General features: G+C 39.8%; 9 protein-coding genes. 3 read left to right on the top strand and 6 right to left on the bottom strand.

Translation table 11 applies throughout. The features are described 5' to 3' along the window. Positions 1–311: 311 nt before the first annotated feature. Positions 312–3,266, bottom strand: coding sequence for a PKD domain-containing protein (locus tag GAB14E_RS25485; protein ID WP_052093547.1), 2,955 nt, complete (start codon positions 3,264–3,266; stop codon positions 312–314). Between the two features lie 164 nt (positions 3,267–3,430). Beyond that, positions 3,431–5,692 (bottom strand): S8 family serine peptidase, encoded by a 2,262-nt coding sequence (locus tag GAB14E_RS23965; RefSeq protein WP_052093546.1) that lies wholly within the window; start codon positions 5,690–5,692, stop codon positions 3,431–3,433. Between the two features lie 455 nt (positions 5,693–6,147). On the opposite strand from GAB14E_RS23965, the gene GAB14E_RS15590 reads away from it, so the two are divergent. Further along, positions 6,148–6,333, top strand: a complete 186-nt coding sequence (locus GAB14E_RS15590; protein WP_033081556.1) for a hypothetical protein — start codon at positions 6,148–6,150, stop codon at positions 6,331–6,333. A 209-nt stretch (positions 6,334–6,542) separates the two neighbouring features. On the opposite strand, the gene GAB14E_RS15595 is transcribed toward GAB14E_RS15590, so the two are convergent. Beyond that, entirely contained in the window at positions 6,543–7,607 is a 1,065-nt protein-coding gene (locus GAB14E_RS15595) for a phospholipase A (RefSeq protein ID WP_081967753.1), read from the bottom strand. A gap of 416 nt (positions 7,608–8,023) precedes the next feature. Between GAB14E_RS15595 and GAB14E_RS15600 the strand changes: the two genes are divergently transcribed. Both GAB14E_RS15600 and GAB14E_RS15605 read left to right on the top strand, forming a co-directional pair. Further along, the gene (locus GAB14E_RS15600) at positions 8,024–11,131 is read left to right on the top strand and encodes an efflux RND transporter permease subunit (protein WP_033081555.1); all 3,108 of its coding nucleotides are present in this window, start codon (positions 8,024–8,026) and stop codon (positions 11,129–11,131) included. A 27-nt stretch (positions 11,132–11,158) separates the two neighbouring features. Further along, positions 11,159–12,352, top strand: coding sequence for an efflux RND transporter periplasmic adaptor subunit (locus GAB14E_RS15605; protein ID WP_081967752.1), 1,194 nt, complete (start codon positions 11,159–11,161; stop codon positions 12,350–12,352). A gap of 127 nt (positions 12,353–12,479) precedes the next feature. Here the strand turns inward: GAB14E_RS15605 and GAB14E_RS15610 are convergent, their stop codons facing one another. The 3 genes from GAB14E_RS15610 to GAB14E_RS15620 all read right to left on the bottom strand — a co-directional run bounded on the left by GAB14E_RS15610 (position 12,480) and on the right by GAB14E_RS15620 (position 15,857). Beyond that, positions 12,480–13,928 (bottom strand): alkaline phosphatase, encoded by a 1,449-nt coding sequence (locus GAB14E_RS15610; protein WP_081967751.1) that lies wholly within the window; start codon positions 13,926–13,928, stop codon positions 12,480–12,482. A 96-nt stretch (positions 13,929–14,024) separates the two neighbouring features. Next, positions 14,025–15,215, bottom strand: coding sequence for an endonuclease/exonuclease/phosphatase family protein (locus GAB14E_RS15615; protein WP_033081554.1), 1,191 nt, complete (start codon positions 15,213–15,215; stop codon positions 14,025–14,027). A 9-nt stretch (positions 15,216–15,224) separates the two neighbouring features. After that, a complete protein-coding gene (locus tag GAB14E_RS15620) occupies positions 15,225–15,857 on the bottom strand; it encodes a TetR/AcrR family transcriptional regulator (protein WP_033081553.1) in 633 nt (210 codons plus the stop codon). Positions 15,858–16,064: the final 207 nt, after the last annotated feature.

Here is a 16,064-nt window from a genome sequence, read left to right as displayed (position 1 = left end):
TGAATAGCCTTAAATTATCGAACTTGGAAGCTACAAAAGAACGCTAAATGTGGAAAAACATGAAATTCGGTAAGTTTATTAGCTGTATTATATATACGCTACTATGGGGGCTCATCCATAACTATTCGCTAATGATTAATACACGATAAGCTTAGAAAAACGGTATATATTCAAATTAATAATAAACTAATTTAGCATCACTTCTAAAAGTCTAAAAGTTGGAAAGTAGTCAGTATTAGTAAACAAATATACCTAGATCGGATTTCCTCCAATGAGAGGAAATCCGATTATAAGATGTATATTAGCAATGGTTAATTGCAGGCCCCGAGATCATCCCATTTGGAAAACCCACCACCGGTACCCGGCTCTGAATTCCCGAACCAAAAGTTTTTCAAGTACAAGTGTCCATTATGAGTAACATTATCACCCTGAGAGTAATTAGCTGAGCTACTCCACGGTGACACGCCAGAGCAATTTCCACTAGGATCACCACTTGTAACACTGATAGTACGTGCAGAAGAATCAGTCGCACCTTCACTATCAGTAACTGTCAAGGTAACCGTATAACTGCCAGCCGTGTTATAACTATGTGAAGGATTGGAGCTATTACTGCTGCTACCATCCCCAAAGTCCCAACTGTAACTCGCTATGTTCCCATCAGGATCACTACTGCCACTGCTGTCAAAGCTACACTCTAAATCACTGCAATTATCAGTAAAAGATGCCGTTGGTGGAGTATTACCATCTGTCACACTTATAGTACGTGCAGAAGAATCAGTCGCACCGTCACTATCAGTAACTATCAAGGTAACCGTATAACTGCCAGCCGTGCTATAACTATGTGAAGGATTGGAGCTGTTACTGCTGCTACCATCCCCAAAGTCCCAACTGTAACTCGCTATGTTCCCATCAGGATCATTACTGCCACCGCCGTCAAAGTGACAATCTAAAGCACTGCAATTATAAGTAAATGATGCCGTTGGTGGAGTATTACCGCCGGGTACATCTTCTGCTTGTAAGTTCACCGTTAGGTTATTCGTTGCTGACCAAGCTTTTACGCCAATATAATATCGTCCCTGCTGCAGGTTACTGATGATACAAGACTCATTACTATCTGCAGAGTCATCCTTACAATCATATGTTGCTGTGTTTGGCTCTGCTTTAAATAAAACATATAAGTCTAGATCACCATTATTTGCCGCCGTCGTTACGGTAAATTCGCTGTAACTACCGTCATTATCAAAGTAATAACGCAGCCATTCGTCTTTAGGCAGAGTCGCTACTGTACGATAATCGCCATCGGTCAATAGCTTATCATCAACAGGCTCGCCAATACGGACAATATGTGATGTGGTTTTTGTTGCGTCTTCATTGTCCATAACCGTGAGTGAAACGGTATATGAACCATCGCTGCCATAACTATGAGAAGGATTCACGCCACTATCACTTGAACCATCGCCAAAGTTCCAACTGTAGCTCACAATTGAACCATCTGGATCACTACTGGCACTCGCATCAAAATCACAGCTTGAATCAGTACAATTTTCACTAAATGATGCTGTCGGTGGTAAATTGCCATTGCTGCTATTTATATAGAGAAATATAGCGCGAACTTCTCCCCAGTTATTATCTGCATCTTGACCTCTAATATACAGTATGTGCTGGCCTTGAGACATACCCGACGTATTAATATAAGCAATCATATTTTCTGTAGTAGAATTAAAAGTGCCATCACTAACAGAAAGTACCTCGGCACTTGCCCCACTTTGCCAAGGCGGAATATCAATATAGTATTCACCAGAGCGAATATGTTGACTTGGCTCTGTGCCTCTTCGGCTACTGTATTGGTTATCGTTAAGGGCTAAATTCAAAGACACGGTAGTGCCTGCTTGTACACCTTGAGGCATAGACGCATTGTCACTTAAAGTTAGTGATAGAACATCAGGGCCAAGTGGTGTTATGTAAGGATACCTTGCCACTCTAGCGGCATATAATAAACTCGGCATTACATCGGGGATTATTGTATTATTGAAATAATTACAGCTTTGGAAAAATTGGGTTCCCACCTCAATAGTTAATGCCGCTACGCCAAGCTCGCCGTATGAAATTGCATCGGTTGTGCCATCAGTTTCATAAAGTTGAGTTCCTCGTATCGGATCGTAACCATTACCAAATGCCAACTTGCGTGCAAGCCTCCTTAGTTGAGCCTCATTAGGAGCAGGTACACTATTTTGACCATACGGATAAATAATCAAATTTCCATAGCTATGTATATCTAAATGTATACCACTGGTATCTGCTGGTGCAGGAGAAGATTTTGAAGAGCCACGTCGATCAGGCCAAAGACTTCTTACATAGCTTTCCATGGCTGCAGTTTCTGGCTCAGAAGCAGCATTCGGTCCACGATAAGTAGCACTACATTGGTTACCGCTAGAACCATTACTGGTAGAATTCCAAGTATAACTAAAGTTACGATTAAGATCTGCTCCTCTATTTCCACTTGTTGAGCCGCAATAATTTTGATTGGTATTTTTACGCCACAATACGCCAGCTTCAGCTTTTTTTCTGCCATCTGGGTTAGATTGCAGTAATAAATGAACCTCGTGATGATCAAGTACCCAAGTGCTATCGGCATCGACACCATAACCATTAATCAAATCTTTAGCGAACTGCAACACTAAAGGAGCTGTAGCATACTCACGTGCATGGATAGCGCTATTAATAAATAATTTTGGTTTATCACCACCAATGGCACTATTCGTTAATTTCAGTACCATGAGGTCGTGGCCACCAAGACCTGCACTTTTTTCCCAAGAATTTCCGATATCTACCCATTGAGCTAAGTCGGGATTATTATTTGCAATCTGTGCTGCTTCAGTAAACGTTTCTTCAACGGTTTGATAACAAGGGTAACCAGATACTGCTTGTAGCTGAGAGTCGTTGTTCAGAAATTTTGAAGTGATATTCTGATGAAACCATTCATTTTCTTGTTTAAGGTTAAAACCCATTTGCAATAGTTCTTGATGGGCTTTATCGTCAAGGTTGACAATAAAGTAACCTTGTTCATAGTTTACTGATAAGGCATCAAAACGAAACATTGCTTTGTATGCATGATCTCGATCTTCGAAGTATGCTCGATAAATCGACTGATACTTTTCTTCTTGTTTTAATAGTTCTTCTTTGTTGGAATGTTCACTTGCTTTTATGACCCCAAGGCTCATGGTCGATAAAATTAGAATTTGAAACAACTTTTTAAGGTTTTTCATTATTCGTCTCCTTTGGTGAATTTTTAAAATCAGCTAATTTGACTTAACTTCAAACTAAGTGCTTAAAACTTACTGCTAGAAATAGCACAATGCCGATTAGCCCAAAGAGCTAATCGGCAAGTCAAAAGTTAATAAATTAAAAGTTAACTGTTGTTATTAGAGGTTTATGAACTACAAGGTCCTAAATCATTCCACTTGGAAAATGCACCACCAGTACCCGGCTGTGTATTCCCGAACCAAAAGTTTTTCTCGTACAAGTGTCCACCAAAAGTAACCTGATCACCCTGAGAGTAACTCGCTGAACTACTCCACGGCGACACGTCAGAGCAAATTCCCGGAACAGTTATATCACCTTCTACAGTTACAGTATGTGTAGCAGAATCAGCCGCACCTTCACTATCAGTAACGGTCAATGTAACGGTATAAGTGCCAGCCGCGCTATAACTATGTGAAGGGTTAGCGGTGTTGTCGCTGCTATTATCACCAAAGTTCCAATTGTAACTCACGATGTCACCATCGGGATCAGTACTGCCATTGCTGTCAAAGTTACAAGCTAAATCACTGCAATTTTCAGTAAATGATGCAGTTGGTGGAGTAGGGTCAATAGGGTCATCATTTTCTGCGTGGAAGTTCACCGTTATGTTATTCGTTGCTGCCCACGCTTTTACGCCGATATGATATCGTCCCTGCTGCATGTTCTCGATGGTACAAGTCTCATTACTATCTGCAGAGTCATCTTTACAGTCATGTGTATTTGTGTCTGGCTCTGCTTCAAATAAAACATATAAGTCTAGGTCACCATTATCTGCTGACGTCGTTACCGTAAATCTGTCGTAACTACCGTCATTATCAAAGTAATAACGTAGCCAATCGTCTTTAGGCATAGTCGATACTGTACGAGAATCTATGTCAGTCAATTGATTTTCATCAACAGGCTCGCCAACACGAACATTATGTGCTGTAGTACCTGTTGCATCTTCATTATCCGTAACCGTGAGCGTTACTGTATAGTTATCATCGATGGCATAACTATGAGAAGGATTCACGCCACTACCGGTCGAACCATCACCAAAGTCCCAACTGTAGTTCTCAATTGTACCATTTGAATCAGTACTAGCACTTGCATCAAAGTCACAGCTTAACTCAGTACAGCTTTCACTAAACTCTGCTTCCGGTCTTGGGTTGCCAGGGCCGCCAGTAAGATAGAGGTATGCTTCCATAACATCGATTCTTCCGGCACCAGCCATACTCGAACTACCAATATTTACCGCGGTATTAACTAACGCTTCTCTAACTTCTGACGGAGTTGCGTCATTCTTTGCACTAAACAATAATGCCGCGGCGCCCGCAACATGAGGTGAAGCCATAGATGTACCAGACAAAGTTTTATAACCATTATTTAATACGGTTGAATATGTGCCATGTCCCGGAGCAGTCAGCTCACCATTTTGGCCAACACCCGTCAACGAGTCGCTAGAATTACTTTGATTTACAGCAATTACACTATCAAATGCAGCTGGGTAAAGTGGATCCTTACCATTGCTATCATTACCAGCGGCTGCAATGAGTATAGTACCCGCATCATATGCCGCTTGATGCACCATTCCATAGTTAGGGTTAGTCGCAGTTGGGTCGCCATAACTCATATTAATAACACGAGAGCCTTGGTCAACACACCATTCTACAGCTTCCATAAACGTACTTTGTTGTACGAACGCACCATTAAACACATCGGCGTCGATAAGATTAGCTTCAGGAGCAACACCTACCACACCGCCATTATTATCGAGGGCACCTGCTGTACCAGCAACATGAGTTCCATGAAGGCCAGCACTTAGAGGCCCCCCCCATGGATTTTGTGCTATAACCTTATTGCCAAAGTCTGAATGGCTAGCTTCAATGCCACCATCAATTATACAAATACTAATATTAGATCCAGTGGCTCCTTCTGCCCATACTTCGTGAGATCTAATTTTTTCTACACCCCAAGGCTTATTATCGGCTTGTTGTTGCTCAGCTGGGAGAGCATCTATCATTTCAACAACATGATCCTCTGCTACTGTATAACCTTTATCCCTCATTATTTGTGCTTGAGTGGGAGTCATTTCTACAAATGAAATTGGCGCTAACAGTGAAAGACCGCCTGTTATTTTACCACCAATCTTACTCAATTCAGTAGACATGCTGCTTTGTTGCTGCTGAATCTGAGATTTCCGCTGCTGCTTTTGCATCATGTTATTGGTGCTTGTTGAAATCACTTGTAACTGACTAAGCTGTTGGCTTGGCGGTGACATTGTATACGAACGAACTTCTTCAAATGCATTTGCAGAAAAAGTTAGCGATAGCATAACCGCCGTCGCAGAAGCTGTTAAAGACAGTCTTACGTTATTTTTATTCGCCAGTATTGGATTGTTTTTACAATTCATAATTTATTCTTCCTAATTATTATTTTATTTTATTATTTTCTAATGGCTCACGACTATGAAATGAAAGACTGTTCGGAATGTCCTCAGAAACACCCGAGAGCTGATCAATAATAAGGCGATTACGGGATGAAATGCAAGCAGTAAAAGTAATGCGTTGTAATAAATTTGTTATAAAGTTGTAATTACGTGGTAATTTTAACGATTTGAAGTGGGGGATTCGCTTACATCATTTCGTCGTAGTAAGGCTGATTTCTTCTGATAATTTGTTCGTTGAATATGCTCTGGATTGGAGTCGTACAACTGTTCAGTTAATTATTAAATACCTTTTAATTTCATTAGTGTAAGTGTGCTTTTATTGGTGTTTTTCCGTTGTGGAAACTATGGGGTCCGCTCCCCATTGTTGACATTCTGCCATAATAGTTGAAGGTTTAGTTGAAAGTGTAAGTACTAAAAATATGGAAAATGACGAGGCTTCTCAACTGCAAGGAAATAGTGTTAGTAGCGCTCATCAAAATATTATTGATATTTCTGATTATACCGAGAATACCACTAATGCAGCGCTGCAAACCTCGCAAGCTTCTAATAAGTTAGCAACATTAGCTGTAAATATGTCTTCACTGGTCAGACAATTCAAGTATTAAGAATATAGAATCACTTTATTGCAATTCATTGTTTCAACGTGGCTTTATGTATTTATATGCGCTTCATTTTCTGCTGATGATAGCGCTAGCAGAGCAGCTAGATAAACTTGCGATGAATGACGGGGTATTGCTAACGATGCGTTTTAGTGATTTGATGAATTAAACTAGCTGCAGAGCAGGCAACTAACTTTTATTTTCAAACAAATCAGTTAGAGCAAGTTAGTTAAAGCGATACCTATGCCAAAACGCTTTTGGTTGACGTTATAGTCAATTAAACTTTCGCCGTAACCACTACTTATTTGCGCGTAACCTTTTAACTTACCCCATAAAGGAAAAGTCAAACCAAACTCAACAAAACCTTTATGGGTAGCAAAGTTATTACGACCCATAAAAGAAAGCTCATATTCAGAGTCATATTTATATAACATGCCAAGTTCGAAGTAGCCCATATAATCTAAAATGTCAGGATTATCATCACCTTGACCATCTGAAGGTGATTTTTTTTCACTTTCGGGTATGCGATACCAAGGGCGCAGAGAAAGTGCAAAATTGCGTTTTTCATACAGGTAATTAACATAAACTCTATTCCAGCCTCGTGACAAGATTTGTGAGCGACCGTTAGATTGGTGCTCAGCGCCAACAACTAACGCCGAATTCCCGCCAAATGGGTGAAAGCTTATAGGAGTGAAATAGAAAAATTCTGGCTGATAATTAGTTTCTCTAAAAGGCTTAGATATTTCTTCTGAGTAGATTTGCCACCATGATTGTAAGGTGAAGCCAAAAAATATTTGATCACCTTCTCGAAATAGGCTGTCAGTAAGCAGCGGGACTTTTAAACTGATTTGAAACTTTGCTTCGACGTCTTTTAATTCATCAGCCCAGTCAGAAAATCCTTGATAAGCTTCACGGTTAATTTCATCGACCATAGATAAAGGTAAAATGTAATTCATCTTATGTGGCGTAAGTACATAAGGATCGGCAGCCGTTCTTTTCTCTCGGATAACTCTATTGGCTAATACCCCTAGTTCAAGGGTTTTACCATTATTTTTGTTAATAATGCTTCGGGCAATTTGTTGTTCACAGTATGTTTCAATTTCCGCTAAGGTAGCTGTTTTATCGGCAGCTTTAATCGCTTTAAATAAACAAGTTTCAAAGGCTTTTTTATGAGGTTTAGCTGCAGACTCACCAATGCCGTTGTCCTCAGCAAGCACCTGTAGGGGAAATAAAAAAGTAAGTAAGAGTAGGTAGCGTCTGATTAAAACTAGCAATATCATAAGAAAATTTGTATGAACAGGAATTGTTGGCGATTATATCTTATCGCGGACTTAATCTGTAGTTAGCTTAAGTTAGTATTTTAAGTAATCTGAACTCAGGATAAGCAGCTCTTGCTCAATATTCCCCTTTATCTAATTATCAGAGTTCAGGTTAAGTAGTAAACAAATATAGAAATGAAGAGCATATTTAGCGTTTAACATTTAGAACAACAAAGCAACATTCACTTATTACTAAATAATTACCAACTTACAACTAAGCTATAAGCAAGTATGTCTAATTATTTCAGGTAATTTCAAAGCATTTCTCATTAGTAATTGGTCGTGTTTTTATCTCGATTAACCGCAAGCTCACTTTCTTTATTACCTTAGCCTTGTATCTTAATTGTTAATTAATGTAATCCACCTTTGGAATAACAATGAAACTCACCAAGAGCGCTTTAACTAGTCCAGCAGCGGTCGCTGTCGTTGTCGCCTTAACCTTACTTGTCGGCATGCTCAGTTTATTTAAATTACCTGTGCAGTTATTTCCTGATATTGAACGTCCACAAATTGGTATTCAAACCACTTGGCGCGCTGCATCACCTAAAGAGATTGAATCTGAGATTGTTGAGCCGCAAGAGCAAGTTTTACGTGGTATTCCTGGGTTAGAGTCAATGAGGGCATTTGCCAATAGGGGGGGAGCGTACATTAATTTATCCTTTGGTGTTGGCACCAACATGGAGCAAACGCTAATAGAAGTAATTAGCCGCATGACCCGTGTTGCTAACTTACCACAAGATGCAAGGCCACCTCGAGTCATGCTTGGCGGCGGTCGAGGAAATACCCCAGCATTAACTTTTTTCTTTTTGCAGGCGTTACCCGGTAATGACCAAGATATTAGTAAATATATGGATTTTACCAATGATGTCATCAGACCACGCCTAGAAGCGATTGAGGGGGTAGCTAGCGTGGAAACCTTTTCGGAGCGAAACCGAGAAGAACTGCAAATTCGCTATGATCCAGTGAAAGCGGCTGAATACGGTATTGAAATACCACGTTTAATTTCCTTAGTTTCAGCCAGTGATGATGTTTCAGGTGGTTTTATTGATGTTGGCAGACGTCAATACACTTTACGTTATAGCGGCAAATACAGTGTTGATGAGTTATCACAATTAATGCTTGAGTCTCGCGGCGGGCGTAATATCCGTTTAAGTGATATTGCCACGGTGAAAGTGGGCAATACAGACAGACAAGGCATGGCGGTACAAAATGGTAATCCAGCTTTTTCAATGCGCATTAATCGGGCAAATGGCGCCAATGTTTTAGAAACGTTAAACCGAGTAAAAGCAGAAGTAACCCTACTTAATACTGAACTATTGGCAGATAAAAAATTAGTGATGGTGCAATCTTTTGATGCTTCGGTGTTTATTTACCGCGCTATTAACCTTGTTACTAGTAATTTATTCGCCGGCATTGTCTTGTCGCTATCGGTATTGTGGTTTTTCATCCGCCGCATACGCGCTACGTTAATTATTGCCACCGCTATTCCGGTGAGCTTGTTAAGCACCTTTATTGTCTTAGAGATCACTGGCCGTTCACTAAATGTTATCTCATTAGCAGGTTTAGCTTTTGCCGTGGGCATGGTGCTTGATGCTGCCATTGTGGTGTTAGAAAATATATTACGTATGCGCGATAAAGGCCTCAATGAACATGACAGTGCAGAGCAAGGTGCAGGGCAGGTTTGGGGCGCTTTGCTTGCCTCTACCGCGACCACTGTGGCGATATTCCTGCCGGTGTTTTTCTTAAAAGATATAGAAGGGCAACTGTTTGGCGACTTAGCCTTAACTATCGCCATCGCTGTGTCGGTATCACTTATTGTTGCCGTAGTATTACTACCGGTTTTATCTAAGTATTTTTTGAAACAGCAAGAAGTTAACGATCCCAATAAAAAGCTATGGCAGAGAATTACGGGCTTTGTTATGAACAGTACCAGTAATCGTACTAAGCGCTTATCACTGTCCGCTAGCTTATTAATATTACCGGTTGTCATAACGATAATTGCTATGCCAAAACTTGATTATTTACCGCCGGTAAAGCGTGATGCCATAGATGCTAACTTGCAATTCCCACCGGGTTCAAATGTTAAAACCATTGAAAGAGAAGTTATTCAGCCGATTGTAGATCGTTTAAAACCCTATATGGATGGTACCAAAGAGCCCGCATTAAAAAATTACTATATTTTTGGTGGTTCGTGGGGCGGTAGTTTAGGTGTACGAGTAAAAGATCAAGACCGAGTTGATGAGCTACTTGAGATTGTTAAAAATGAAATATTAATCGATCTTCCAGATACCCAAGTTTTTGCTCGGCAAGGTAACTTATTTGGCGGCTTTGGCGGTGGCAGACAAGTACAGGTGCACCTGCAATCAAAAGATACCCAAGCATTACAAGAAGTGGCACGTCAAGGCATGGATTGGATAAAAGCAGCCATTGAAGGGGCTAATGTAAATGCTAACCCAGGTCTTGCTATGTCAGAGCCAGAAATCAACTTAAGTCCTAACGATCGCAACATATTAGAGCAAGGTTGGAACCGCCGTGATGTTGGCCGAGTGGTCAGAACATTAGGTGATGGCTTATATGTTGGAGAGTACTTTAACGGCAGTAAGCGCTTGAATATGATATTACGTGCCGATGGTTGGGATGATCCCGATAACCTAGGTGATGTTCCTGTGGTAACAGGTAATGGCAACGTAACTCAATTATCTAGCTTGGTAGATATACAACGCACTGTAGGGCCAAGTCGTTTAACACGTATTGATGGTCAGCGTACTATCACGCTAAATGTTAACCCACCCAAAGGCTGGTCGCTGGAAGAAACTATTTCGGTATTAAAATCACAAGTAGAGCCTAAATTGCGCGATATTATGCCAGAAGGTGGCAATATCCAATATGGTGGTAGTGCCGATCAGTTAGAGAAAGCTATCGGAGTGATGGCGGAAAACTTTGCTTTTGCTTTAGTCATTTTATTCTTATTGATGGCCGCTTTATTTAAATCAATTAAAGACAGTTTATTGGTGGTTATCACCATTCCTTTAGCAACTGTTGGCGGTATTTTAGCATTGCAATTGCTTAACCTCAGTGTTTTCCAACCGCTTGATTTACTGACCATGATTGGTTTTATTATTTTACTGGGCTTAGTGGTTAATAACGCTATTTTACTGGTTCATCAAACTCGCCTTGGTCAAGAAGATGGTCTTGAACGCTCAGACGCTATTGAGCAAGCATTAACGTTACGTTTACGACCAATCTTTATGAGTACAGCAACCAGTTTTTTTGGCATGTTGCCACTATTACTAATGCCCGGTGCCGGTAGTGTTATTTATCGCGGCCTAGCGGCGGTTATTGTCGGCGGCTTAGCGTTTAGTACCATATTTACCATAGTATTACTGCCATGTTTGTTAAGGCTATCTAAGCACGATTTTTTCTTAGGTGAGAAGCAAGCCAAGCAACATCAACAGCTACCAACAATTCACGTTAAAACGTCATAGATACTGAAAAGGATTAAGGAATTTATTATGAAAAATGAAATATTTAATAAGCAGAGCATTATCAATAGTGATAATCAAAGCAATAACTACGGTACGAGTCTTAGCGATAGTTACGGCGATAAATTAACGCATAAAATAGTAAAGATATATTCATTCACTTTGTTGTTCGCTGCTATTGTGGTCAGTTTTCATCAAGGCGCCTATGCTGCAACACCTGAAGAACCTGCGCACCTAGTGAGTGTTGAATCGGTAAAAAAAGAGCAAGTGAAACCGAGTATTTGGTTACCTGCCAATGTTATTAGCCGTACAAATGCGCCTATTTCTGCCGAGCAAACAGGACAATTATTATGGATTGAAGATGTTGGTAGTCAAGTTGAAAAAGGTCAGTTGTTAGCAAAAATAGATGACCGCCATTTAAAATTACAATTAGCGGGTTTAAAAGCTCAAGGTAAACAACACCAAGCTAATGTTGATTACCTCACCGGACAAAAGGCTCGTTTTTTAAAGTTACGTGAAAAAAATAATTCAGCGTTAAGTGAATATGAACGGGTTAATAAAGACCTTATTATTGCCATAAATGAAGTAGCAGCGTTAAATATTTCGGTTGAACAAACGTTATTGGCCTTGGAAAAAACCACGGTTAAAGCACCTTTTTCTGGCAATATCAGCCAACGATTTGCTCATGTTGGTGAACTAATCTCTATTGGCCGACCTTTAGTACAGTTAATCGATACTAAAAATTTGGATGTTAAAATCGCCGCGCCGATTGCTATTGCGCCTTTTTTACAACGAGGCAGCAAAGTGATGGTTAAATGGAACCAAACCTTGCTTGAGTTACCTGTGCGTACATGGAGTCAAGCGGGGGATCAAGCTTCGCGTACCTTTGATGTCAGGCTTGATGCGGATGGCATAGCAATACTAGCAGGTACTGCTGTGACGGTTTCTTTACCTAAGCAGGCCCCTAGAGAAGCTATTTTAGTGCCGCGCGATGCATTGATACTGAGAGAAAAAGAAACGTACGTATTGACCATTGATGACGATAACAAAGCACAAAAAGTTTCGGTATTGGTTGGTCAAGGTATTGATAGCTGGATTTCGGTAACAGGCGCTTTATCTATTGATGATAGTGTTGTTGTTCGGGGCGGAGAGCGCTTACAAAGTGGTGAGGCGGTGCGTTTTATTGATGACAAAAAAGAAGCGATAATTGCCAATGTAAATTAAGCAGTTTTGATTATTAGTGACTGTCAACCTTGATAGTCACTAATAATCTCAGCCGACTCGTGTGGCCACTTGTCGGCTTTTTTATAACTTGTAATTCGCCAAGTTATTAATCTTACTTTTTACCTTGCTACTTACCAAGTAAGGAAAATATCTTTTTAGCAATATCGGTATTATCTATTTTACCGTGAAATATCTCACTACCTTTACCAAAAGCAAATACAGGCACATCGATAGCAGTATGGCCAACAGATGTCCAACCACTATTAGTACGTTGATCAATAAGCTTTTTAACAGCAATATAAAGGCTATTGTCAATATTAGGTTTAGTTTCTTGCTGTAGTTGTTGCTTTTTATCTAACTTATTAAAGGTAGCAAGTTCTTTGAATGCCTGTTTTTTTGCTTGTTGTAATTGTTTAACTTCTACTTGGCTAAGTTCAAAGTTAAGTAATTCGCTAGCATATTTCGTGGTGATTTCTTTTTTTGCCAATTGCTTAGCAATGTGTTCTGGCGAATGGATCATCGTACGCAACACTTCAGGATTCCATTCGTATTTACCATTTGCTGCAATGGTAAAGCCACCGGTGCTGTGATCGGCGGTAAGCACAACTAAAGTATCAGGATTATTTTGTACATAGTGCTCAAGATATAACATGGTTTTCGCAAGGTCTGTCATTTCAGCCATGGCTGAGGCAATATCATTACTATGACCCGCCCAATCAACTTGACTTGCTTCAACGAGTAGAAAGTAACCTTGGCTTTCTTTAGGTTGAGTTTCTTTAGATTGAGTACCTGCTGACTGGTAACTTTCTAAGTGCTTCGTGGCAGCTTTAGTCATAGTTGATAGACGAAGTTTGTCGGTATCATCTAATGCCCAAGGCAGAGCAATATCACCAAACAAACCTAAAACAGGTGCCTGTTGTGGTAGTTTGTTTAATTTTTGAAAGTCATCAAGGTAATGAAAACCTGCTGCTTTAAATTCATTTACTAAGTTTCGGTCATCACGAATATAATACTGCCAACCACCACCTAGGTATAAATCGGCTTTAATACCATCGTCAATGTAACTATCAGCAATGGCGTTATAATTTCTTCTACTTTCATTATGGGCAAGATAAGAGGCAGGTGTGGCATGGTTGATTTGTGAAGTCACCACAATACCGGTTTTCTTTCCTTGTTTCTTAGCCCACTCAAGTACAGTTTCAACGGGGTTTTTATCAACATCTAGGCCGATAGCGCCATTATAACTTTTTACACCGGTAGCTAAGGCCGTTGCTGCTGCTGCCGAGTCAGTGACATAACCTGACACCCTTGCTGGGTAGGTACTTGCCATACCGACAAGGTGGCGGTCAAATACTGTTTCTTCAATAAGAGCTGTTTTGGGATTATCATTAAAATAACGGTAAGCGGTAGTGTAAGCGGGTCCCATGCCATCGCCAACAACCATAATAATATTTTTAGGTTTGCTCATTGAACTTGTTGTTAAAGAGGAGTTTGATGAAATTCCAGCGGGTGTCTCATGAGTAGTACAGGCGCTTAGCGTTAAACTGATAACAATTGTGGTAAGTAATTTTTTCATTATGTTAGCTTTTTGTTAATTTTAAGAGTATTAGTTCTAGGAATATTCGTGTAGGAACTTTCCTTTTAGGTGCGGTTTGTACTTATTATTTTGATGTTAATCTTTCACTTCAAGTTCTAGCTCAAGCCAAACCAAGCGATGATCTGATGAAGCTTTTCTATCTTTGATCAAACGGTAAGTCTCTTCATTTTCTAAAGGCCAAAAAATACCGGAATCGTTCACTGTTAAACCCAAGACAGACGCTAATACATAGTCGACTCTCATACCCCAATTCGAAGTATGATTTTTTGCATTGATATTATCAGGCTTGTGCAGCTTTCCTGCTTGACTCTGTGGCATCACATCTTGAATCTTAGGATTGTTTAATAGTGAAGCTATGCCTGTTTTAATGGCATTGCCATCAACTGTCGTGGCATTTAAATCGCCTAACAACACAAAAGCTTGATTGGCTTTAATTCCGCCTGTTTGGCCATTATCATCATAAATATAGCTAGCTTTATTTGCTGATATATAGTCTTGCCAAAAACGTATTTCATCATGATTACGTTTACCATTTCTATCTTCTGGGCCATCAAAAACGGGCGGTGTTGGGTGGCTTGCTAATACATGAATAGCTTTACCATTTACCATAACGGGTACGTCCCAGTGAGATTTTGACGATAACCTGAGTTTTTGCCAAACGTCTTTACTGTACCAAGGTTTGTTTGTCGCGGGATCCATCGGCATAAGAGCATTGGGCATATCATGCCATTTGAAGTGCTGAAAGCTGCGAATATTATCAATATCTATCGGGTATTTTGATAATATCGCCATACCAAAATGACCAGGGAAATGTCCATAACCGTAACCATCACCAGGTAATTTACCCTTTACACCGTCACCATCCAGATCTAAACCTGAATTTATGCCAGTGTTAACCGGGCCTTGGTAAAAATAGGGGAACTCAATAGCCTTTTGATCATGTTGGCTTTTATTTAAATAATGACTAATAAAGTGCTTTAAAGCTTGATTGTTATCGTTAAGGTAATCAAATTCATTAAGCAAAATAATATCAGGGTTTACTCTCTGTATTATTTCGGCAATGTTTTTTATTTGTTGATGATCACTGGCTAAAGCATTCGCGAGTGTGTTTGTTGAAACGTTGGCAGCTTCACCACGTTTGTGCTCACTATAATTTAATGCCTCCATGCTAACATTAAAGGTCGCAATTCTTAATGTCGTTGCTTGCACGTTAGCCATTATAAAAAGTCCCGATACAAGTAAGGAAAATCTGAAAAGTTGCTTCATAGTCGCACCTTAATCTAAGCCGCAGCCACGTAGAATAATATCGCATAGAAAAGCGATAACCTGCTCAACATCATCTTCCTCGAAGTCAGCACGATTCATTATTGTTAAAATTTGCGTCTCAAAGTCAGCATAATGTTGGGTGGCGGACCAAATAAGAAAGATAAGGTGTACGGGATCAACATTGGCCATTTCACCCTTATCTATCCACTGTTGAAATAATTTAGCCTTTTCTCTTACCCACTGACGTTGATAAGTACGGGCATAATCTTTTAAATGTTGAGCACCTTGAATTATCTCCATGGCGTAAATTTTTGAAGCTTCAGGGTGTTTAAATGACATCCTTACTTTGGCTTCAATTATTTTTTCAATGGCGACTTTTGGTCCCTGATCAGCTTCTATATCGCCAATACCTTCATCCCACATCTCAAGAGTATGCTCAAGCACGGCATGATAAATATTTTCTTTATTTTTAAAATAATAAAGAATATTTGCTTTGGGTAGGGCAGCACGGTCAGCTATAGATTGTACCGTTGCACCTCTATATCCCTGTAAAACAAACTCGGTTCTAGCTGCTGTTAGGATTTTAACTTGGCTTTTTGCGCGAATATTGCCGGTTTTCTTAACTTGATTTGCGTTGGTCATACTCTGTACTCAATGTTCGTTATTATATTCATGATTACTTTAGCGAGTGTTTTCATGCGACTTTTTACCAGTAGTATTGTTATATGTCACACACTTTTTTAAATTGTTGTTAACCATTTAGTCAGGTAACTTAAATTAGAGTTCTGTATTTCTACTAATTATATCGACTATAAATGTAATTTATTAAAAAGGAAAAGTACATCATAT

It is taken from the genome of Colwellia psychrerythraea (genome assembly GCF_000764185.1).
Taxonomy (GTDB): Bacteria; Pseudomonadota; Gammaproteobacteria; order Enterobacterales; family Alteromonadaceae; genus Colwellia; species Colwellia psychrerythraea_B.
Note: the sequence above shows the minus strand (reverse complement) of the source record. Positions and strands in the feature narration are given on the sequence as shown.

Bases quoted from the DNA above. Each gene is read 5' to 3' on its own strand.
- GAB14E_RS15600 (WP_033081555.1), top strand. From the start codon at position 8,024: ATGAAACTCACCAAGAGCGCTTTAACTAGTCCAGCAGCGGTCGCTGTC.
- GAB14E_RS15605 (WP_081967752.1), top strand. From the start codon at position 11,159: ATGAAAAATGAAATATTTAATAAGCAGAGCATTATCAATAGTGATAAT.
- GAB14E_RS15615 (WP_033081554.1), bottom strand. From the start codon at position 15,215: ATGAAGCAACTTTTCAGATTTTCCTTACTTGTATCGGGACTTTTTATA.
- GAB14E_RS15620 (WP_033081553.1), bottom strand. From the start codon at position 15,857: ATGACCAACGCAAATCAAGTTAAGAAAACCGGCAATATTCGCGCAAAA.
- GAB14E_RS15610 (WP_081967751.1), bottom strand. From the start codon at position 13,928: ATGAAAAAATTACTTACCACAATTGTTATCAGTTTAACGCTAAGCGCC.
- GAB14E_RS25485 (WP_052093547.1), bottom strand. From the start codon at position 3,266: ATGAAAAACCTTAAAAAGTTGTTTCAAATTCTAATTTTATCGACCATG.
- GAB14E_RS15590 (WP_033081556.1), top strand. From the start codon at position 6,148: ATGGAAAATGACGAGGCTTCTCAACTGCAAGGAAATAGTGTTAGTAGC.
- GAB14E_RS15595 (WP_081967753.1), bottom strand. From the start codon at position 7,607: ATGATATTGCTAGTTTTAATCAGACGCTACCTACTCTTACTTACTTTT.
- GAB14E_RS23965 (WP_052093546.1), bottom strand. From the start codon at position 5,692: ATGAATTGTAAAAACAATCCAATACTGGCGAATAAAAATAACGTAAGA.